Annotated in this window: 14 protein-coding genes; 7 read left to right on the forward strand and 7 right to left on the reverse strand. The window is 44.5% G+C overall.

Going from position 1 to position 18,992, the window contains the following annotated elements; genetic code table 11:
* Positions 1-80: 80 nt before the first annotated feature.
* From pyrG to rlmD, 4 genes are all read right to left on the reverse strand, one after another.
* Entirely contained in the window at positions 81-1,718 is a 1,638-nt protein-coding gene (pyrG, locus tag AC5JQI_RS14550; protein WP_493912688.1) for a glutamine hydrolyzing CTP synthase, read from the reverse strand.
* A gap of 261 nt (positions 1,719-1,979) precedes the next feature.
* Entirely contained in the window at positions 1,980-2,780 is an 801-nt protein-coding gene (mazG, locus tag AC5JQI_RS14555; RefSeq protein WP_493912689.1) for a nucleoside triphosphate pyrophosphohydrolase, read from the reverse strand.
* A 4-nt stretch (positions 2,781-2,784) separates the two neighbouring features.
* Positions 2,785-5,022 carry a GTP diphosphokinase gene (gene relA, locus AC5JQI_RS14560; protein ID WP_237385699.1) on the reverse strand — a complete coding sequence of 746 codons (2,238 nt, stop codon included), beginning with the start codon at positions 5,020-5,022 and terminating at the stop codon, positions 2,785-2,787.
* A gap of 92 nt (positions 5,023-5,114) precedes the next feature.
* Positions 5,115-6,437, reverse strand: coding sequence for a 23S rRNA (uracil(1939)-C(5))-methyltransferase RlmD (rlmD, locus tag AC5JQI_RS14565; RefSeq protein WP_493912690.1), 1,323 nt, complete (start codon positions 6,435-6,437; stop codon positions 5,115-5,117).
* 53 nt (positions 6,438-6,490) lie between these two features.
* On the opposite strand from rlmD, the gene AC5JQI_RS14570 reads away from it, so the two are divergent.
* Complete coding sequence (locus tag AC5JQI_RS14570; RefSeq protein WP_493912691.1) at positions 6,491-8,830, forward strand: ATP-binding protein; 2,340 nt, start codon at positions 6,491-6,493, stop codon at positions 8,828-8,830.
* Here AC5JQI_RS14570 and dgt read toward each other — a convergent pair.
* The gene (gene dgt / locus AC5JQI_RS14575; protein WP_493912692.1) at positions 8,823-10,349 is read right to left on the reverse strand and encodes a dGTPase; all 1,527 of its coding nucleotides are present in this window, start codon (positions 10,347-10,349) and stop codon (positions 8,823-8,825) included. The genes AC5JQI_RS14570 and dgt overlap by 8 nt on opposite strands.
* A gap of 114 nt (positions 10,350-10,463) precedes the next feature.
* On the opposite strand from dgt, the gene mtnN reads away from it, so the two are divergent.
* The 3 genes from mtnN to AC5JQI_RS14590 are packed head-to-tail and all read left to right on the forward strand — an operon-like array spanning position 10,464 to position 13,005.
* On the forward strand, positions 10,464-11,162 hold the full coding sequence (gene mtnN / locus AC5JQI_RS14580; protein ID WP_275384449.1) for a 5'-methylthioadenosine/S-adenosylhomocysteine nucleosidase: 699 nt from the start codon (positions 10,464-10,466) through the stop codon (positions 11,160-11,162).
* Positions 11,163-11,189: 27 nt separating this feature from the next.
* Positions 11,190-12,059 carry a vitamin B12 ABC transporter substrate-binding protein BtuF gene (btuF, locus tag AC5JQI_RS14585; protein WP_493912693.1) on the forward strand — a complete coding sequence of 290 codons (870 nt, stop codon included), beginning with the start codon at positions 11,190-11,192 and terminating at the stop codon, positions 12,057-12,059.
* 46 nt (positions 12,060-12,105) lie between these two features.
* Positions 12,106-13,005: a DMT family transporter gene (locus tag AC5JQI_RS14590; protein ID WP_323855813.1), complete on the forward strand. Its 900-nt coding sequence runs from the start codon at positions 12,106-12,108 to the stop codon at positions 13,003-13,005.
* 122 nt (positions 13,006-13,127) lie between these two features.
* Here the strand turns inward: AC5JQI_RS14590 and erpA are convergent, their stop codons facing one another.
* On the reverse strand, positions 13,128-13,472 hold the full coding sequence (gene erpA / locus AC5JQI_RS14595) for an iron-sulfur cluster insertion protein ErpA (protein ID WP_237385706.1): 345 nt from the start codon (positions 13,470-13,472) through the stop codon (positions 13,128-13,130).
* A 218-nt stretch (positions 13,473-13,690) separates the two neighbouring features.
* Here erpA and hemL point away from each other — a divergent pair, with 218 nt between their 5' ends.
* On the forward strand, positions 13,691-14,974 hold the full coding sequence (gene hemL, locus AC5JQI_RS14600; protein WP_493912694.1) for a glutamate-1-semialdehyde 2,1-aminomutase: 1,284 nt from the start codon (positions 13,691-13,693) through the stop codon (positions 14,972-14,974).
* A 142-nt stretch (positions 14,975-15,116) separates the two neighbouring features.
* On the opposite strand, the gene loiP is transcribed toward hemL, so the two are convergent.
* A complete protein-coding gene (gene loiP / locus AC5JQI_RS14605) occupies positions 15,117-15,869 on the reverse strand; it encodes a metalloprotease LoiP (RefSeq protein ID WP_493912695.1) in 753 nt (250 codons plus the stop codon).
* Between the two features lie 489 nt (positions 15,870-16,358).
* Here loiP and AC5JQI_RS14610 point away from each other — a divergent pair, with 489 nt between their 5' ends.
* Together AC5JQI_RS14610 and AC5JQI_RS14615 are read left to right on the forward strand one after the other, a co-directional pair.
* Positions 16,359-16,493, forward strand: coding sequence for a hypothetical protein (locus AC5JQI_RS14610; protein ID WP_493912696.1), 135 nt, complete (start codon positions 16,359-16,361; stop codon positions 16,491-16,493).
* A 467-nt stretch (positions 16,494-16,960) separates the two neighbouring features.
* Entirely contained in the window at positions 16,961-18,913 is a 1,953-nt protein-coding gene (locus tag AC5JQI_RS14615) for a thioesterase domain-containing protein (RefSeq protein WP_493912697.1), read from the forward strand.
* Positions 18,914-18,992 lie beyond the last annotated feature (79 nt).

Raw genomic sequence — 18,992 nt, forward strand, 5'->3', positions numbered from 1 at the left:
TAAATTCCGGGCAACAGATTGAAACCAAAAAGCCATTAACCTACAGCATTCGATTTAAAACCAACCAATTGCCCCATATCTTATTTCAACAGGCCTTTCTGATATTTGCCTGCGGCTTCAACAAAACCAGCAAATAACGGATGGCCATCGCGAGGCGTTGAAGTGAATTCTGGGTGGAACTGGCACGCTACAAACCACGGGTGCGCTGGGTTCTCAATAATTTCTACCAGTTTGTTGTCAATTGAACGGCCAGCCACACGCAAGCCTGCATCTTCAATACGTTTCAACAACAAATTGTTCACTTCATAGCGATGACGGTGACGTTCAATGATGTCATCCTGACCATAAAGTTTACGTACCAGACTACCTTCAGTCAGATGGCACAACTGACCACCAACACGCATCGTCCCACCGAGATCGCCCTCTTCACTACGTAATTCTAGATTGCCGTTCTCATCACGCCATTCGGTGATCAGACCAACAACAGGTAACTTACATTCAGGCTCGAATTCAGTCGAGTTAGCGCCTGCCAATCCCGCAACATTGCGAGAAAACTCAATCAGGGCAACCTGCATTCCCAGACAAATTCCCAAATATGGAACCTTGTTTTCACGGGCATAACGTGCAGTCATGATCTTGCCTTCGATACCACGACCACCGAATCCGCCTGGTACCAGAATCGCATCCAAGCCTTTCAGAATATCAACACCACGAGTTTCAACATCCTGTGAATCGATCAACTTGATGTTGACGGTCAGGCGGTTTTTCAGCCCGCCATGTTTCAGTGCTTCAATCACTGATTTATAAGCATCTGGCAATTCAACGTATTTACCTACCATCCCAATGGTTACTTCGCCCGATGGATTGGCTTCCTCATAAATGACCTGTTCCCATTCGGACAGATCAGCTTCCGGGCGTTCGAGGCTGAATCGTTTACAAATATAATCATCTAAGCCCTGAGATTTCAAGAGGGCTGGGATTTTATAAATGGAATCAACATCTTTTAAAGAGATAACCGCTTTCTCCGGGACGTTACAGAAAAGCGCAATTTTTGCACGCTCATTGGCAGGGATAACGCGGTCTGAACGGCAGATCAGCACGTCTGGCTGAATACCAATGGACAGCAATTCCTTAACGGAATGCTGGGTCGGCTTAGTTTTCACTTCACCCGCTGCCGCCATGTAAGGCACCAGAGTCAGATGCATGAATAGGGTATTTTCGCGGCCTACTTCCACTGCCATCTGGCGAATAGCTTCAAGGAATGGCAGAGATTCGATATCACCAACAGTACCGCCGATTTCCACCAGCACAACGTCATGACCTTCTGCGCCACGGATGATGCGGTCTTTGATTTCATTGGTAATGTGAGGGATAACCTGGATGGTTGCACCCAGATAATCGCCGCGGCGTTCTTTGCGCAGAACTTCGGAATAGACACGGCCAGTCGTGAAGTTATTGCGGCGTGTCATTTTGGTTCGGATGAAACGTTCGTAATGACCTAAATCGAGATCAGTTTCAGCGCCATCTTCGGTTACGAAAACTTCCCCGTGTTGGGTTGGACTCATTGTACCCGGATCAACGTTGATGTACGGGTCCAGTTTCATAATGGTGACATTGAGTCCACGGGCTTCGAGTATAGCCGCCAAAGAGGCTGCGGCAATGCCTTTACCCAGAGAGGATACGACCCCGCCGGTCACAAAAATATAATTAGTTTTCATGCTGAACCTGAAAGTTTAGGTTTAAAAGGATGATGAATATAACAGGACGGGAAAGCAGTATACCCTAACCTTAAATGCGCTACAAACCATCTGAACAGGCTAAAGTGCCCCGAAATGAGTAACACCACAAAACGAATGCACTACTTTCTATTTAAATTCAGCAAGTTATTAGTATGAAATTTTTTCACCCGACTCAGGTTATTCAGCTATTCATTCGACATCCTTTTCGCTTTTCACTCGTTATTTGCCGTTATCGCTGCCTTATGACTGCTGCTTTTTGACTCGTTGCCACATTTCTTCCATCTCATCCAGTGTCGCTGTTTCCAGTGACAATCCTTTGTCTAGGATCAGTTTTTCGACGTTGCGGAAACGATTTTCAAATTTATGGCAGGCTTTTTGTAGTGCCATTTCCGGCTTATGCCCCAAATGACGGGATAAATTGACCACTGAAAACAGCAAATCTCCCAGCTCTTCTTCCAGTCGGGATTCATCAACCACGACCTGTTTCGCTTCATCCATGACTTCATCAATTTCTTCATAGACTTTGCCCAGTACCGGGCCAAGGGTATCCCAATCAAAACCGACCGAAGCACAGCGTTTCTGAATTTTATAGGCTTTCATTAACGCCGGCAGACTGGCGGGAATATCATCCAGCACCGAATGCTGATTTTTCTCCGACCTTTCTGCGGTTTTGCGCTGTTCCCAGCTTCCTATCGCTTCTTCGCTGCTGATCCCCGTTTGTTGATGGAAAATATGGGGATGGCGGCGCTCCAGTTTGTCACATACTGCCTCGCAGAGATCATCGAAATCAAACTGTTGCTGTTCTTGAGCCATCTGAGCATAAAATACAATATGGAACAGCAAATCCCCCAACTCTTCTTTTAGGGCATTACTGTCATTGCGCTCAATCGCATCAAGCACTTCATACGTTTCTTCCAGCGTATAAGGGGCAATCGTCGCAGAAGTTTGCGCTTTGTCCCAAGGGCAGCCATTCTGGGGATGGCGCAATTGCGCCATAATCCCCTTAAGTCGTTCTATAGTTTCTGTTTTCATGTTGTCCATATCATCAATTACCGTGTAAACGTCTGGCTTCAATCACATCAGGCAATTGATTAAGTTTCGCCAATACCCGCCCGAGTACTTGTAAGTTATAAATTTCAATGTTCATATCAATGGTGGCAAGCTGCTGCTTAACATCACTACGGCTGCTGACACCCAATACATTGACTTTTTCATTGGCAAGGATAGTTGTGATATCACGCAATAATCCGCTGCGATCATTGGCAAGCACCCGAACCACAAGGGAATAGCCACTGGAGTAACTTTCTCCCCATACCGCATCAACAATCCGCTCTGGTGAACTGGCTTCCAATTCTGTCAGTTGGTCACAATCAGAACGATGGATGGAAATCCCGCGCCCACGGGTGATAAACCCGATGATCTCATCACCGGGGATAGGCTGGCAGCAACGGGCAATGTGATGCATTAAGTTACCCACCCCTTCTACGACAATACGGCCATTGTCTCTGGTTGTATTGTGCGGTGTATAGGATTTGTTTTCCAGATTGCGAAGCGCTTCGCGATCCTCTTCTTCCGCCGTGATTTTATTGAATTTACTTTGCAGAAAATTCATCAACTGGTGGATACGGATGTCACCAACACCAATGCCTGCCAGCACTTCTTCCAACGAATGGACGTTATAACGGGCAATCAGTTCTTTCTCAGCTTCCTTAACCGTGATCCCTAAATGCGCCAGCTCATTGTCCAGCATTTGCCTACCGGCAATAATATTCTTATCGCGATCCTGCTTACGGAACCAGTTATGGATTTTCGCCCGACCACGGCTGGTAGTGACATAGCCAAGGTTAGGATTAAGCCAATCACGGCTTGGGTTAGGCTGTTTCTGGGTGATGATTTCTATCTGATCGCCCATCTGGAGCTGATAACTGAACGGTACAATGCGTCCCCCGATTTTCGCCCCGATACAACGATGCCCGACATCACTGTGGATATGGTAGGCAAAATCCAACGGCGTAGAGCCGATTGGCAGGTCAATCACATCACCTTTTGGCGTAAAGACATAAACGCGATCATCAAATACCTGACTGCGCACTTCATCCAGCATCTCGCCGGTATCCGCCATTTCTTCCTGCCATGCGATCAGTTTACGCAACCACGCAATGCGGCTTTCATAACTGCCAGATTTGCCACCGCCAATCGCAGCGCCTTCTTTGTATTTCCAATGGGCAGCTACCCCAAGTTCAGAATCGTCATGCATCTGACGGGTTCGGATTTGGATTTCAAGGGTTTTTCCATTTGGCCCCAAGACGACAGTATGAATGGACTGATAACCATTCGGTTTCGGGTTAGCAACGTAATCGTCAAATTCATCCGGCAAATGACGGTAGTGAGTATGTACTATCCCCAAAGCCGCGTAGCAATCTTGCAAACGTTCGACAACAATCCGAACAGCACGTACATCAAACAGCTCATCAAAAGAGAGGGATTTCTTCTGCATTTTTCTCCAGATGCTGTAAATATGCTTGGGACGGCCATATATCTCACCGCGGACTCCCTCTTTCAGCATGTACTTACGCAGAGTTGTAATGAATTTCTCGATATATTGTTCGCGATCAATCCGGCGTTCATGCAGCAGTTTGGCAATTTTTTTATATTCATCAGGATGCAAATAACGGAAACAAAAATCTTCCAGCTCCCATTTCAACTGCCCAATCCCCAGACGATTGGCGAGAGGTGCATAGATATTGGAACACTCTTTAGCCGCCAGTACTCTCTCATCTTCACTGGCATCCTTTACCTCCCGCAAATGGGCAATGCGTTCTGCCAGCTTGATAATGACACAGCGAAAATCTTCTACCATTGCCAACAGCATCCGGCGAACATTATCGACCTGTGCTGAACAAGTAGAGTCAGTATGTGTCGCTTTTAGCTGACGAATGGCGTCCATTTCCAGTACACCATTGACCAGATTCGTAATGGACTTACCAAAAGTCTCCGTCACTGTTTCGCTATCGATCAGCTTAGAATTAAGGATGGGAAAAAGTAGCGCGGCGCGCATACTGTCATTGTCCATACTCAATGTGGACAAAATTTCCACCATTTCCACACCGCGCCACAACAGCAATTCCGCATCGGGGTGATTTTGGACTTTTTCGTGACAGTAATGCCATGTTTCAGCCAATTTTTCACTGGATTGTGGGTTAGTAATATTTAAACTTGCGATCCACTTATCGACAGCAAATTCACCTGCCGGTGTGAGATGCGCACTTCTTACCGCAACCATAATTTCTCCCTACTCGATAGCCCTTGGCTCACGACTGACAATTAGCTCACAACTAACTCAACTAAGACTAACGCGACTAATGACTAATAAAACTAATAATTAATAAATAGCGCCATGGACTCCAAATGACCGGTGTGCGGAAACATATCCAGCATCCGCACACTGACAAGCTGATAACCCGCCTCCAACATAACCTTGCTGTCCCGCGCCAGTGTTGTGGGGTTACAGGAAACGTAAACCACTTTTTCGGGAGCCAGTTTTACAATATGTGACATGACGCCAGCGGCACCTGCGCGGGCTGGGTCTAACAACACTTTATTGAATCCCAGCGCTGCCCAAGGCTGCTGGTGAATATCTGACTCCAGATTTTCATGAAAAAAATCGACATTGTTAAGTTCATTAAGCTGAGCATTATATTGCCCACTCGAAACCAGAGCAGCAACACCTTCTACACCAACCACAGCCTGTACTTTAGTAGCCATTGGCAGGGTAAAGTTCCCCATACCACAAAACAGATCCAATACTCTGTCCGTTGGCTGCAAATCCAGCCACGCCAATGCCTGCGCTACCATTTGTTGATTAACTTCATCATTAACCTGAATAAAGTCCCGCGGGCTGAACACCAATTTCAGTCCATCGACCTGATACCACGGCTCAGCCTGCTCTGCTATCAATGGTTCAAGCTGCTTTTCATCACCTGCCAAATAGACTTTTACATTATTCTGCACCGAAAAAGTGCGCAGGGCGTCCTTATCTTCGTACTTTAGGGGATCAAGATGACGCAATACAATTAATGGGCCGTTATCCGCCAGCACCAACTCAACGTGTCCCAACCGCTTAACTGCGTTCAGGCTATTCAGGCATTGAGATAAAGGCAGCAATAATTGTTCCAATTCAGGGCGCATGACAGGGCAGTGGTTAATATTCACTAAATCATTGGTCTGATTTTGGCGAAATCCCATCAATAAAGTGCGTTGTTTGACGTTATATTGCAGGCCGAGCCGGGCACGGCGCCGATAACCATATTCAGGGCTGTGGATGATGGGATGTGCACTGATATTAATACCCGTCTCCCGCCGGATAAGGTGTTCCAACACACTGGCCTTGGTACTGGCTTGCAGTTCTGTGGCAATATGTTGCTGCTGGCATCCGCCACACACTTTAAAATGCGGGCAGTGAGGTGCCACACGATACGGGCTGTCTGATATCCGTTTCACTACTTTAGCTTTGGCAAACTGGCGTTTTTCCTCTGTCAGTTGGATCTGAGCCTGCTCACCCGGCAATAACCCTGAAATAAAAATAGTTTTTCCCTGATGATGGGCAATGCCTTGCCCTTGAGCATCAAGGTTATCTGCGGCAACGGAGATAATGCCTCGGTTTACGGAACGACGATTTGGGGAGTAAAATTGCACCATGATTCTGACTGACGTTGAAAAATTGAGTTATGATTTTCCCACAATGGACGCCTATGACCAAATATAGCCTACGCACCCGTATGATGAGCCTGATATTGGTTCCTGTTTTACTGGTCGGAACGCTTGTGAGTATATCATTTATCTCATACCGCTATTACGAGTTGAAGATCCTGATAGTCCGAAGTGGGATCAGCATTATTGAACCCCTATCTATCGCCAGCGAAGTTGGCATTAATCTGGACAATCACAGGCGCGTCAAGTCATTGATAAACAGCCTGCACCGCCGTAACTCTGAAATTGTCAGGGCAATTGCGATTTTCGATGAACACCATAAATTATTTGATATTTCGAATAACAAATATAATGTCAATTACCTGAGACTCACACCCGATGAACTGATCCCAACGACATTATCCAAGACAGAGTATGGCAATAGCATCATCCTGAAGATGCCGATTATCTCAGAAATACAGCCTTCTAATCAGCAGGACAATCCCTCCAGCAATACTCAGCCCATCGGTTATATCGCGATTGATTTGGATTTACGCGTCGCCCAGCTTCAGCAATACAAAGAGATTGCCACCGCCATTATCCTGTTGATTCTGTGTCTGGGAGGAACAGCCCTGTTTGCTCATGTTCTGGTGCGCAAAGTAACCCAACCCCTGAACTGCATGGTCAAAGCCGTGGATCGCATTCGACAAGGGCAGTTGAACAGCCGTGTGACAGGTGCTATGCCGGGAGAATTGGCCGCGCTTCAAAATGGTATCAATACCGTGGCTGAATCGCTTTCGAAGTATAAAAACGAGATGCAGCTCCATATTGATCAAGCTACTTCTGATCTGCAAATCACAATGGAACAGTTGGAAATCCAGAATGTGGAACTGACCATCGCCAAAAAGCGGGCACAAGAGGCCGTCAGGATCAAAACCGAATTTTTGGCCAATATGTCCCATGAATTGCGCACACCACTCAACGGTGTCATTGGCTTTACCCGCCAAATGTTAAAGACCCCCATAACCTCCCGACAGATGGAATATCTGTATGTTATTGATCGTTCAGCAAACAACCTGCTGAAAATCATCAATGACATTTTGGATTTCTCACGGCTGGAATCCAATAAATTGGTGCTGGATCAAGTCCCTTTTCTGCTGCGCGATACCGTCAATGAAGTTATTGAATTACTTACTCCCGCTGCCAGTGTGAAAAATTTGCTATTGAATCATCATATTGATGAAAAACTGCCTAATCTGATGATTGGCGATCCCATTCGCCTACAACAAATACTCACAAATCTTATTGGCAATGCGATTAAATTTACCGATAAAGGCTACGTAGCACTGAATATCAAATTACGCCAGCAACAGCACCACCTTGTACAGATTGATTTTTCCATAGCGGACACAGGTATCGGCATAAAACCGGAATACCGTCCGATTTTGTTCCAAGCCTTCAATCAGGCAGATGCCAGTATTACCCGCCATTATGGAGGAACGGGACTAGGCCTGAGCATTACCAAGAAACTCGTCAATGAGATGAAGGGTGAGATTGATTTCACCAGTGAAATTGCCAAAGGCACAGTGTTCTATTTTGATATCTGGTTGGAAAAAGAAGAATGCTTATTCGGATCACTACCGAAGCTTGTGCCCGTTCCTTCAATAGTAACGCGTTTACCGATAACTGTAATGGCTGTGGATGACAATCCCGCAAACTTAAAATTGATTGGCACTCTATTAAATGAGCAAGTTGAGAATACCCTACTGTGCAGCAGTGGCATGGAAGCGTTGGAAACAGCAAAAAAACACGCTCTGGATCTGATTTTGATGGATATTCAAATGGCTGATATGGACGGTATTCAAGCTTCTGAACAGATCCATCAATTGCCTCAGCATAGAGAAACACCGATTATCGCCGTCACCGCCTTTGCTTGTAGTGAGGCAAAAAATGCGCCGTTTATTGACTGCCTTTCTAAGCCGTTGGATGAAAACCGTCTGAAAGCCTTGCTGAATCAACACAGCCAGCAGAAAAAGCCACCCGTCATTGATTGGGGTATAGCGTTACAACAAGCCGCCGGCAAGGAATCATTGGCACGAGAGATGCTGGAAATACTGGTACAATCTTTGCCTGAGATGAAAAGCATGATTGAACGGGCTTTATCTAACGATGGCGAATTGCCTCGCAAACACTTTCAGCACTGCGTTCATCAATTACACGGTAGCTGTTGCTATAACGGTGTCCCAAAACTAAAAGCGATTTGCGAATTCGTCGAAAAGCAACTTCAACAAGATATTGCTTTGGCCGATCTTGAGCCGGAATTGCTGGAGTTTATGGATGAAATTAATCACGTAATTGCCGCAGCCCCTGATATATTCAGAGCCACCAAACCCCTTATTTAGTTACCATAAACTTGCGGTATTCTTCGTAGGCATAATGGTCTGTCATACCACTGATATAATCTTGAATCAGACGCGCCCGATAATAAAATTCGAGTATATCTTTTTCAGTTTCATCAGTGGCAACAATTCCTTCTACCGATTCGCTATAAGCCAGACGATGCTTCGCAGAAAGTTTGTGCAACAAGCGCGTTTCAATAAAATATTTTTTGTGGAAATTATTCTGATTCAGTTCGATAAAGTCTTGCCGGGACAGCTCCAGCAAAGGGCTATATACATCCAGTAATCCGTTAATAATCCGGTAACCCTGCAATTCCAGCTCTTCCACTTCAGGATGATTGAAAACCCGTTTACGCGTAACATTTTTCAAGGTTTTCAACAAACGGTGTTCATCTCCCTTCCCTTCCAACAAGGCGTGGTTAAATGTACCTGCATAAATTTCGGGTAAATTTTCAATAAACAATCTGGCAGTATAAGGAACCAGTTTCCCCGTGATAAATACCCGCAGGTACATAAAAAACTGTTCGTGAATATTGCGACGAGCTTCGTTATTGGTTGTTTTTTTGTGGGCTTGCATTACCGTGGCTTCGAATAAGTCACCTTTCCTGTGTCCCCCCTGTTCATCCCACTCTTTTTTCAGGTATTCCAGTAATTGATCAACGTTAAAGATGCCCTTTTCAACAGCATCATCTAAATCCGCAATGCAATAGGAGATATCATCTGCGGCTTCCATAATGTATGTCAGGGGAAAGCGGCAAAAATCCCCCATTTGCAGCTCTTTTCTCAGCTCACGAATAAAACTATCTTCCGACCAGTAATAACCCGGTTTCTTCATGAGGTAACTGAATTCAAGAGGGTTCCTTTCCAGACTGTATGCCGGGCCGGTATATTTCAGGATACAGCCTATTTGGGCATAAGTGAGATTCATCCGGAGCAGATTATGCGCCAGACGGATAGCCTGAGCATTGCCTTCAAACTGGCATAAGTCTTTGCGCAATTGCCGACGGAATAAGTCTTTTTTCTCGTCACCGCTCAGGAGCAATGCCGCGACGTTACAACCATCCTGCCGATCTTTCATTTTGAGTGAATAATCAGGGTCTAATCGGCGGGAAAACCAATCTTTAATCGCCGCTTCACCAAAATGGCCGAATGGGGGATTACCAATATCGTGCATCAGGCAGGCCATTTCTATCAGACTTTCAAAGGCAAGTAACCGCTCACTCAACCCATATTTTTTCAGCAAATTTTGTTTTGTCAGCTCCGAAATAATCGTTTTTGAGATATAACGTCCTATTTGCTGAACTTCGAGAGAATGCGTCAACCGACTACGCACGGCAGCATTACGCTCAAGTGGAAATACCTGCGTTTTCTGCTGCAATCGCCGAATAGCGGCTGAGTTGATAATCCGCCCCCGATCACTTTCAAATTGGCGAGTTACATGTTCCTCATCATCAGGGTGGATAGAAGCGTTGCTGAACTTACGCTGGTAATTCAGCTTCTGTTTGAAATCAATCTTAGACATTAATCCCCCCATGCCGAATGAAACGATTATTTAGAATAGGAATCTCCGGTAAATCACTATTCAATGATACACTTCCCGACTCAAATCAGCCCATTAATAAGCGAGTATGACACAATGAAAGTAGGCGTAATAGGTGCAATGGAACAAGAAGTGACTCTATTGCGTGACCAGATTGAAGGTCTGCAAATATTGTCACGAGGCGGTTGTGAAATCTATACCGGCAAACTGAATGGCGTTGATATCGCCTTACTGAAATCCGGTATCGGTAAAGTCTCAGCGGCACTTGGAACCACTTTGTTGATTGAACATTGCCAGCCAGATATCGTGATCAACACAGGTTCAGCAGGCGGCCTTGACCCTAAGTTGAAAGTGGGGGATATCGTAATTTCCGAAGAAGTCCGCTACCACGATGCTGATCTTACCGCTTTTGGTTATGAATCAGGACAGATGGCACAATGTCCACCCGCTTTTATTGCTGATAAACAATTAATCACTCTGGCAGAAAAGTGTATCCAATCCCTTGAGCTGAATGCCATTCGTGGTCTGGTTTGCAGCGGTGATGCCTTTATCAATGGCTCAGAACCACTGGCACGTATTCGAGCAACTTTCCCGAAAGTCGCTGCGGTTGAAATGGAGGCAGCAGCGATTGGTCATGTTTGCCACCAATATAAAGTCCCGTTTGTTGTCGTCCGTGCCATCTCTGATGTTGCCGATCAAGAATCCCATATCAGCTTTGATGAGTTTTTGGCTATCGCCGCCCGTGAATCCACACGGATGGTCAACGCCATGCTGTCCGAACTCAGCAAGCAGTAAATCATCATTTAAAGTGGAGCATGAATAATGAAATCATTTTTGAACATTGCCCCTCACCGATCTATTTGGCTGGCCTTTTCATTTCTTCTATATGGTTTTTTATATAGCTTTTTATATGGTTTCAGTGCTCCACTTTATGCCGCCGCTTCCCGCGTTATCAGCCTTGCGCCATCAACAACAGAGCTTGCTTACGCGGCAGGGCTGGGCGATCAGCTTATTGCAGTCAGTGCTTACTCCGATTATCCCGAAGCAGCCAAAAACCTGGAACAAGTCGCGGATTGGCAAGGCATTAATGTAGAACGGATTATCGCACTGAAACCTGACCTGATTCTGGCATGGCGTGGTGGCAATCCCCAGCGTCCGCTGGAACAACTGGCCGCTTTGGGTATTCCGATTTTTTATTCTGATGTGAAAAAAGTAGAAGATGTCGCGGCAGAGCTGGAGCGTCTTGCTGACTATAGCCCAAGTCCCGATATAGCCAAGAAATCCGCTTCAGATATTCGTCAGGCGTTCAATCAATTAAAACAGGATTATGCCAACCAGTCCCCTAAACGGGTATTTTTACAGTTTGGCATGAATCCTATTTTTACGTCATCTGATCACACTATTCAAAGTGAGATTGTCTCCACATGCGGTGGCAAAAATATTTTTGCTGACAGCCCTGTTCCGTGGCCACAGGTTAATCGTGAGCAAGTACTTACCCGCAAACCGGAAGTAATAGTAATGGGCGGTACGGAAGAGCATAAACAACGGATCGCAGATTTCTGGCAACCACAAATGAATATCAAAATCATCGCACTCAATGATGACTGGTTTAGCCGTGCAGGGCCAAGGGTTATTCTAGCCACAGAGCAACTTTGTAAGCAGTTAAGTTATTCCAACAATCAAGCAAAATAGGACAATATTCGGTTGTCCTGCTTCTTATTTGGATGGACTCAAAAATATGAATAACGCTTTTTACCAGAGGGCTGAATTTTATGCTCTCACTGCCGCTGCGCTTAATGGCACTATCGGCGTGCTGACTCATTTCGGCCTGAATTCAGGGATCAGCCACCATCAGGTCGCATTCTGGAAATGTTTTATTGCCTTCCTGATCCTGCTGGTATACTGCTTAATTAAGCCCTCTGAACGACGTACATTTTTTGCTTTACGCCATAAGAGCCTGCAATTTGCCATCCTCGCCTTCTTTGGCATTTTTTGCCTGTATTTTTTCGAAACCTGGGCGTTTAAAGAAGCACCCGTTCCATTAGTCTCTTTTCTGGTCTATGCGGCCGGTGGTATTACACTCATTCTTTCATCTCTGTTTTTAGGTGAAAAAATTGGACTCAATAAATGTTTATCATTTGTGTTCATCATCATCGGTGTTTACTGCCTGTTTAATTTCGCGGAACAAACTTCCAGTAGTTATCTCGGCATTGTGCTGGCCCTGTTGGGTGGATTGGGATACGCCCTCTTCATTTTTCTCTCAAAACTGATGAACATCGGCAGCGGGATATCAGTACTGCTCTGGCTGTTTGGTTTCGGTACTGTCTTCCTTGCTATTCCTGCAATATATGAAGGATTGCAAATTCCTTCGGGTATTGCTCTGCTGATGATTTTGGGGCTGGTATTTTTGCCATCAATTGGCGGATTTTACTTTACAACCAAAGCAGTAGAGAAAGGAGAAGCGAGTAGCGTACAGATTACGGAAACCAGCGAGCCGCTGTTTTCAACCCTGTTCGCATTTGTATTCATTGGGGAAACATTAGGATGGATGGGCACACTAGGGGCGTTTTTCATTATGTCCGGTTTAGTGGTCAGTATTCTTAAAAAATCCCACCAACCACAATTGCTTTCGTCGTAGATATACACGACAAATTTCGAATTATGGATCGAAAAAAAGAATAGGTATCAAGATACTGAAAATACTTTGCAAAATAGCCGCCTGTAAAGGAGGCTATTTATTGCAATGGAAAACAATTTCAATTAGACACTGAAAGAGGAGCCACAGCCACAAGTTGTTTTTGCATTTGGATTAGTGACGATAAAACGAGAACCTTCCAGCCCTTCCGTATAATCCACACAACCGCCTACCAGGTATTGCAGGCTCATCGGGTCAATCACCAGTTCAACCCCTTGTTTCTGAATTGTCATATCACCTTCGTTAATTTGGTCATCGAAAGTGAAACCATACTGGAAACCACTACAGCCCCCACCTGTAATATAGACCCGCAGGCGCAGATTCGGGTTATCTTCATCGGCAACCAGTACTTTGACTTTATTGGCTGCAGCATCAGTAAACTGCAAAGGCAATCCAGCATCATCGCTCATATTTTTGCTCCAGTCCGGTTTTCCGGTAAAAATTCTCGAAAGTTCATTTTACACTTTCTGATCAATTGTCGGCAATTATCCAATACCTGACTCATTCGTTCAAGTTTTGCCACACGAATGCAACAAGGTAAATCCTTCTCATTATTTGGCTTCCCCATTAGGGTGCTTTAGAATGGCATACCCCTATCTGTACCGTTATCTTTCAGGAGCTTTAATTAATGAGCCAGTCCGAAACACTTTACTCTCAGGCAAAACATGTGATCCCCGGCGGTGTCAATTCACCTGTACGTGCTTTTAATGGTGTTGGCGGTACGCCTGTCTTTATTGAGCGTGCCGATGGTGCCTACCTTTATGATGTCGATAACAACGCTTATATCGATTATGTCGGTTCATGGGGACCGATGGTGCTCGGACATAACCATCCGGCTATCCGCAATGCTGTCATTGAAGCCGCTGAACATGGATTAAGTTTTGGCGCGCCAACCGCTGCCGAAGTAGAAATGGCAAAACGGGTAACAGAACTTGTACCTTCCATGGATATGGTTCGCATGGTGAACTCAGGTACAGAAGCCACCATGAGTGCCATCCGTCTGGCTCGCGGTTATACCCAACGTGATAAAATCATTAAATTTGAAGGTTGTTACCATGGTCACGCTGATTGTCTGCTGGTAAAAGCAGGATCTGGCGCCCTGACTATTGGTCAGCCTAACTCTCCGGGCGTTCCTGCTGATTTTGCTAAGCATACCCTGACTTGTGTCTACAATGACCTGAATTCCGTCCGCGAAGCCTTCGAAAAATATCCAGAAGAAATTGCGTGTATCATCGTAGAACCTGTCGCAGGTAACATGAATTGTATTCCACCAATGCCGGAATTTCTGCCGGGTCTGCGTAAGCTGTGTGATGAGTTCGGTGCCCTGCTGATTATTGATGAAGTCATGACAGGCTTCCGTGTCGCTCTGGGCGGGGCACAAGAATATTACGATGTTAAGCCGGATCTCACTTCTCTTGGTAAAATCATTGGTGGCGGGATGCCTGTCGGTGCTTTTGGTGGTCGTCTGGCGATCATGGAAAAGCTGGCACCAACCGGCCCTGTTTATCAGGCAGGAACCCTTTCTGGTAACCCAATCGCAATGGCTGCGGGTCTGGCTTGCCTGAAAGAAGTTGCTCAAGCGGGCGTTCATCAGCGTTTGAGCGAACTGACCGGAAAATTGGCTTCTGGATTTAAAAACACAGCATCAGAAGCCGGCATTCCACTGGTTGTTAATCACGTTGGTGGCATGTTCGGTATTTTCTTTACCGATGCGGAGAGTGTCACCTGCTACCAGGATGTCATGAAATGTGATGTTGAACGCTTTAAGCAGTTCTTCCACCTAATGCTGGATGAGGGGGTTTATCTGGCTCCTTCCGCGTTTGAAGCAGGCTTTATGTCCATCGCTCATTCCGATGAAGATATCCAGAGTACCATTGACGCGGCAGCACGCTGCTTTGCTAAATTGAAGTAAATTATCCTATTGTTCATATAGTTAAAATCTGAATAAGATTTCAGGACAATAGAGCACCTAAAGAGAACTCAGTCCGATTTTTGCGATCTGATCAATTGCCAAATCCAAACAGATCACTAACCGGACTGAGTAATCAAACATTTTATTTCTTGTCTGCTACGATACGCTCACGAATGTGTTTAGCACGTTCCTGTGAAGGTGGGTGTGAATCAAACATGCTGCTTTTACCACTGCCCAGTTTAGCCAGTTTCTCGAAGCCGGTTGCTAAACCTTCAGTTTTGACACCGCGTTTTTTCATCAGATCATAAGAGAAGTCATCAGCCTGACTTTCCTGATGCTGTGAGAACTGCGAGTTGATCAGTTTTTGACCCATGGCGGCAAATTGAGAGTTGCTCAGCTGCCCTGCCACACCACCGGCTGATGCAGCTGCGGTACGTGCTGCAACTGCTGCATAAGCAACCTGCATTGCTTTACGAGAGTGGCCCAGTGCAACGTGACCCATTTCATGACCCAGAACGCCTTCGACTTCGTTGTCATTCATCATGTCCATCAGGCCGCTGTATACACGCACACAACCGTTAGCCATTGCCCAAGCGTTCACATCCTTAGTCAGATAAACTTTATAGTTAACCGGTGTACCGCCAACTTCGTTACCTAATGCTTTGGCAATTTTGTTCAGACGTTTAGTATACTGGCTGGATGCTGGTGCAATTTTATTCTGTGCATCCATTTCTTTACATGTTTGGTTAGTTAACTGTTTGACATCTGAATCACTCAGCGTCGCAGCCTGGAATAATTGCATTCCAGATTTAGCCAGCATTCCCTGATCAATATTCTTACAACCCGTCAGAATTACAGCAGAAACTGCTACTGCAACAAGAGTTTTAATTTTCATAAAATTGTTTTTTCCTTTGCAATACATGCAACTATTATATGTAAAAGCATTAAATAGTCTTCCAAAATTGTAGATGACTTCCTTACTCCCCGCATCGAGATGAGTAAGAATCTTCATAAATTGAGTGTATAACTATTATGACAATTTATTTAAAAGACTATAAATTTTGCTAAAAATAATAACAAAAATAAACCCTAATATTTATAATTATGTGAATTTGATAACATTTTAAATAAAAAAATCAATGAATGAATCGAGTGATTCAATCTAAATTTACTTAACCAAATAATTTTTCGTCTGTCTGATTAATTATTTTGACATTATTCTGTACGATCGACTAAGAACCTATCCCAAAAGGAATTGTCAGTCTGTAATGGGCTGTTTCTGAAAAGACAGGCATATAGCAAGCAATAAATGGTTCCATTTTCTTTGTGTTCAGTCATCGCTGTGAACCGAACATTCAGTCGTGCAAAAAAGAAGAGATAATAGATGAATATACAATTCAAAGTTTATCGCTCGGTTGTGAAAAAGATGTATAGCGGGATGTACCGATTCCAACTACTTGTACAGATTCGTTGGGAGAAAAAAGTTGAAAACCATGAAGAAATGTTGCATCTGGTATGAAACATTATTGTCTTTCTAAAAGTCTATTTAAATAGACTTTTAGAAAGACAATAACAATTACTTCAAAGAAAAACACCTTACAAAATATCTATAGTCCAAAATTGAAAATGTAAATAGAAAATTAATTACAACCAATCATCAACAAACTCATTATAACCAAAAAGAATAAAAGAAATCTACCCATAAAAAAATTGTTAACAATCATATGAATATATTTTATTTATTATAAAATCCACGTTCACTAAGACTATTTAACACTTAATACTTATTCGACATGTAAAAATAATTAAATTAATTTAGCGTTGTCTATTTTGCACACTATTTTATTGGCGTTTATTACTTTTGCAATTCATTGAAAGTTCATTTTTTACGCATCACACAAGTTAAAGTTAATCAAAGTTAATAATTCTCGTCTTTCCAAACCGAATATCGGACTGGGTTTAAACTATTACACAGGAGAAATGAGTATGTTACCCAATAACAACAATAACCATCCTCTGAAAATTTCCCCAACGATTGATAACGATAACTCTTTTCCTTTGAATGCATTGGGGGAGATTGAGTCTTGCCTCACCCTCTGCCCCGATATGCGTGAAGCTATGGTGCTGATTCGTACAGACGAAGAGGATCAAAAATGTCTCATCGCCTATCAACTACTGACTCGTATGCAGGAGCAAAATATGGAAACTCCATTGGCAACATTGTTAACTTATTCAACACTGATTGAACCAGCCTTAGCCGTGGGTGAGCGGACATCCTCGCCAAGCGACATTTTTGATGCTAATCCTGTGCCATTAAGCCCTAAAGGGAATTTACTGCCACTATTTTTCGTACACGAGTCATCCGGTGATCCGCTGGTCTATTCACCTTTGGCAACTTTGCTTCCTCCTGAACTTCCTGTTTACGCCTTGCAGGCGCTTGGTCTCCACACACTTTCCAATCCGCCAACATCTATTGAAGCGCTGGCTAGCTGCCATATTCAAGCTATTCGCCGTGTTCAGCCCCATGGCCCTTATCACCTCGCAGGATGGTCAATGGGAGGCGTCATCGCCTATGAAATCGCTCAACAGTTAATCAACAGCAAGGAAGACGTGGCATTTATCGGCATAATCGATGCAGTCAATCCCGCCCAGCAAAAAACAGCCCTTGATGACACAATGGATAAAACCCAAAAACGCATTCATATAATGGCAGAGTTCCTGCACAAACTTATGGCACCGACCGATGCATTAGAATCAGAGGAACTTCGCCATCTCGAGGATATCGAACAATTTTTTGAACTGTGCGTTGAACGAAAATGGCTACCTGCTGGTATTACACGAGAAGATTTCTTCCTACGTGTATACACAACCGAGCTGCTAATGCAGCTTAAAACAGCTTATGTTCCATCAGCATCACCGTTGCCCATTCATCTCTATACAACTGACAGCACGGTTAATGGAGATAAATGGCGAGGTTGGAAGGGTATTGTGAGTAATACATCGGTCATTCATCCTATCGGGGGTACACATTACACGATCATGCAATTTCCTTTGCGCAATCAAATAGCTGATTCGATCACCGGAATTCTGTTGCCGGCTCTCACTTACGATCCCCTCGTGATCATCCAAGGTGATAAAAATGATACTCAAATATATTCACCGCTGTTCTGTCTTCCTGGTGCCGGCGCCAGCGCTTCCTGCTTCCTTGAGCTAGCGCTATCATTCCCGTCATCCCTGCCCGTCTATGCCTTACAGGCGCGCGGACTGACTACTCCCGAACTGCCGCCTTATACCAGCATTGAAGGGGCTGCCAATGATTACATTAAGAAGATCCGACAAACACAGCCAACAGGCCCTTATCACCTATTAGGCCACTCTTTTGGGGGCTGGATTGCCTTTGAAATCGCGTTACAACTACAGGCTCAAGGGGAACAGGTCGCTAATTTGATTCTTCTCGATACCAATGCACCTGCTCCACAAAACTGCCATTTCAGGTCATACAATCGTATTGAAACATTGATAAAGTTAATTAAACTCTACAACATGATGATAAGCCAACCACTGCCGCTTACGAAGCAGGATTTAGAAGGGTTAACTCATAATGAACAGATTCTCTGTCTGCACCAAGCTCTGGTACATGCTCGGTTATTCACGACCAACTCTCCCGTTTCATTGCTAGAGGGGGTTGTTCAGGTTATGCAAGCCAATCTGAATACATGTTATACACCTCGTGCCCAATATGATGGCTGTGTTCATTTCATCAACGCAAAAGAGAAAAACATAGATGAAATTCAAGACAGTGTGAGCCAGTGGGAAAATTATGCCTCTCAGTTAGATACAATGCTGGCATCCGGTAACCATATGACCATGTTGTCTATGCCACACGTCAGACAGCTTGCCCCAGAACTATGGCAAAATTTAAATGGCATGGAAGACTGAAATGTTATTTCTATGACCAGAAAAGCAAAGCATTTTATCTGGCAGACGATTAATGTCCTTGCTGACTACTTTCGAAATT

The organism is Xenorhabdus sp. XBWT, assembly GCF_059072735.1.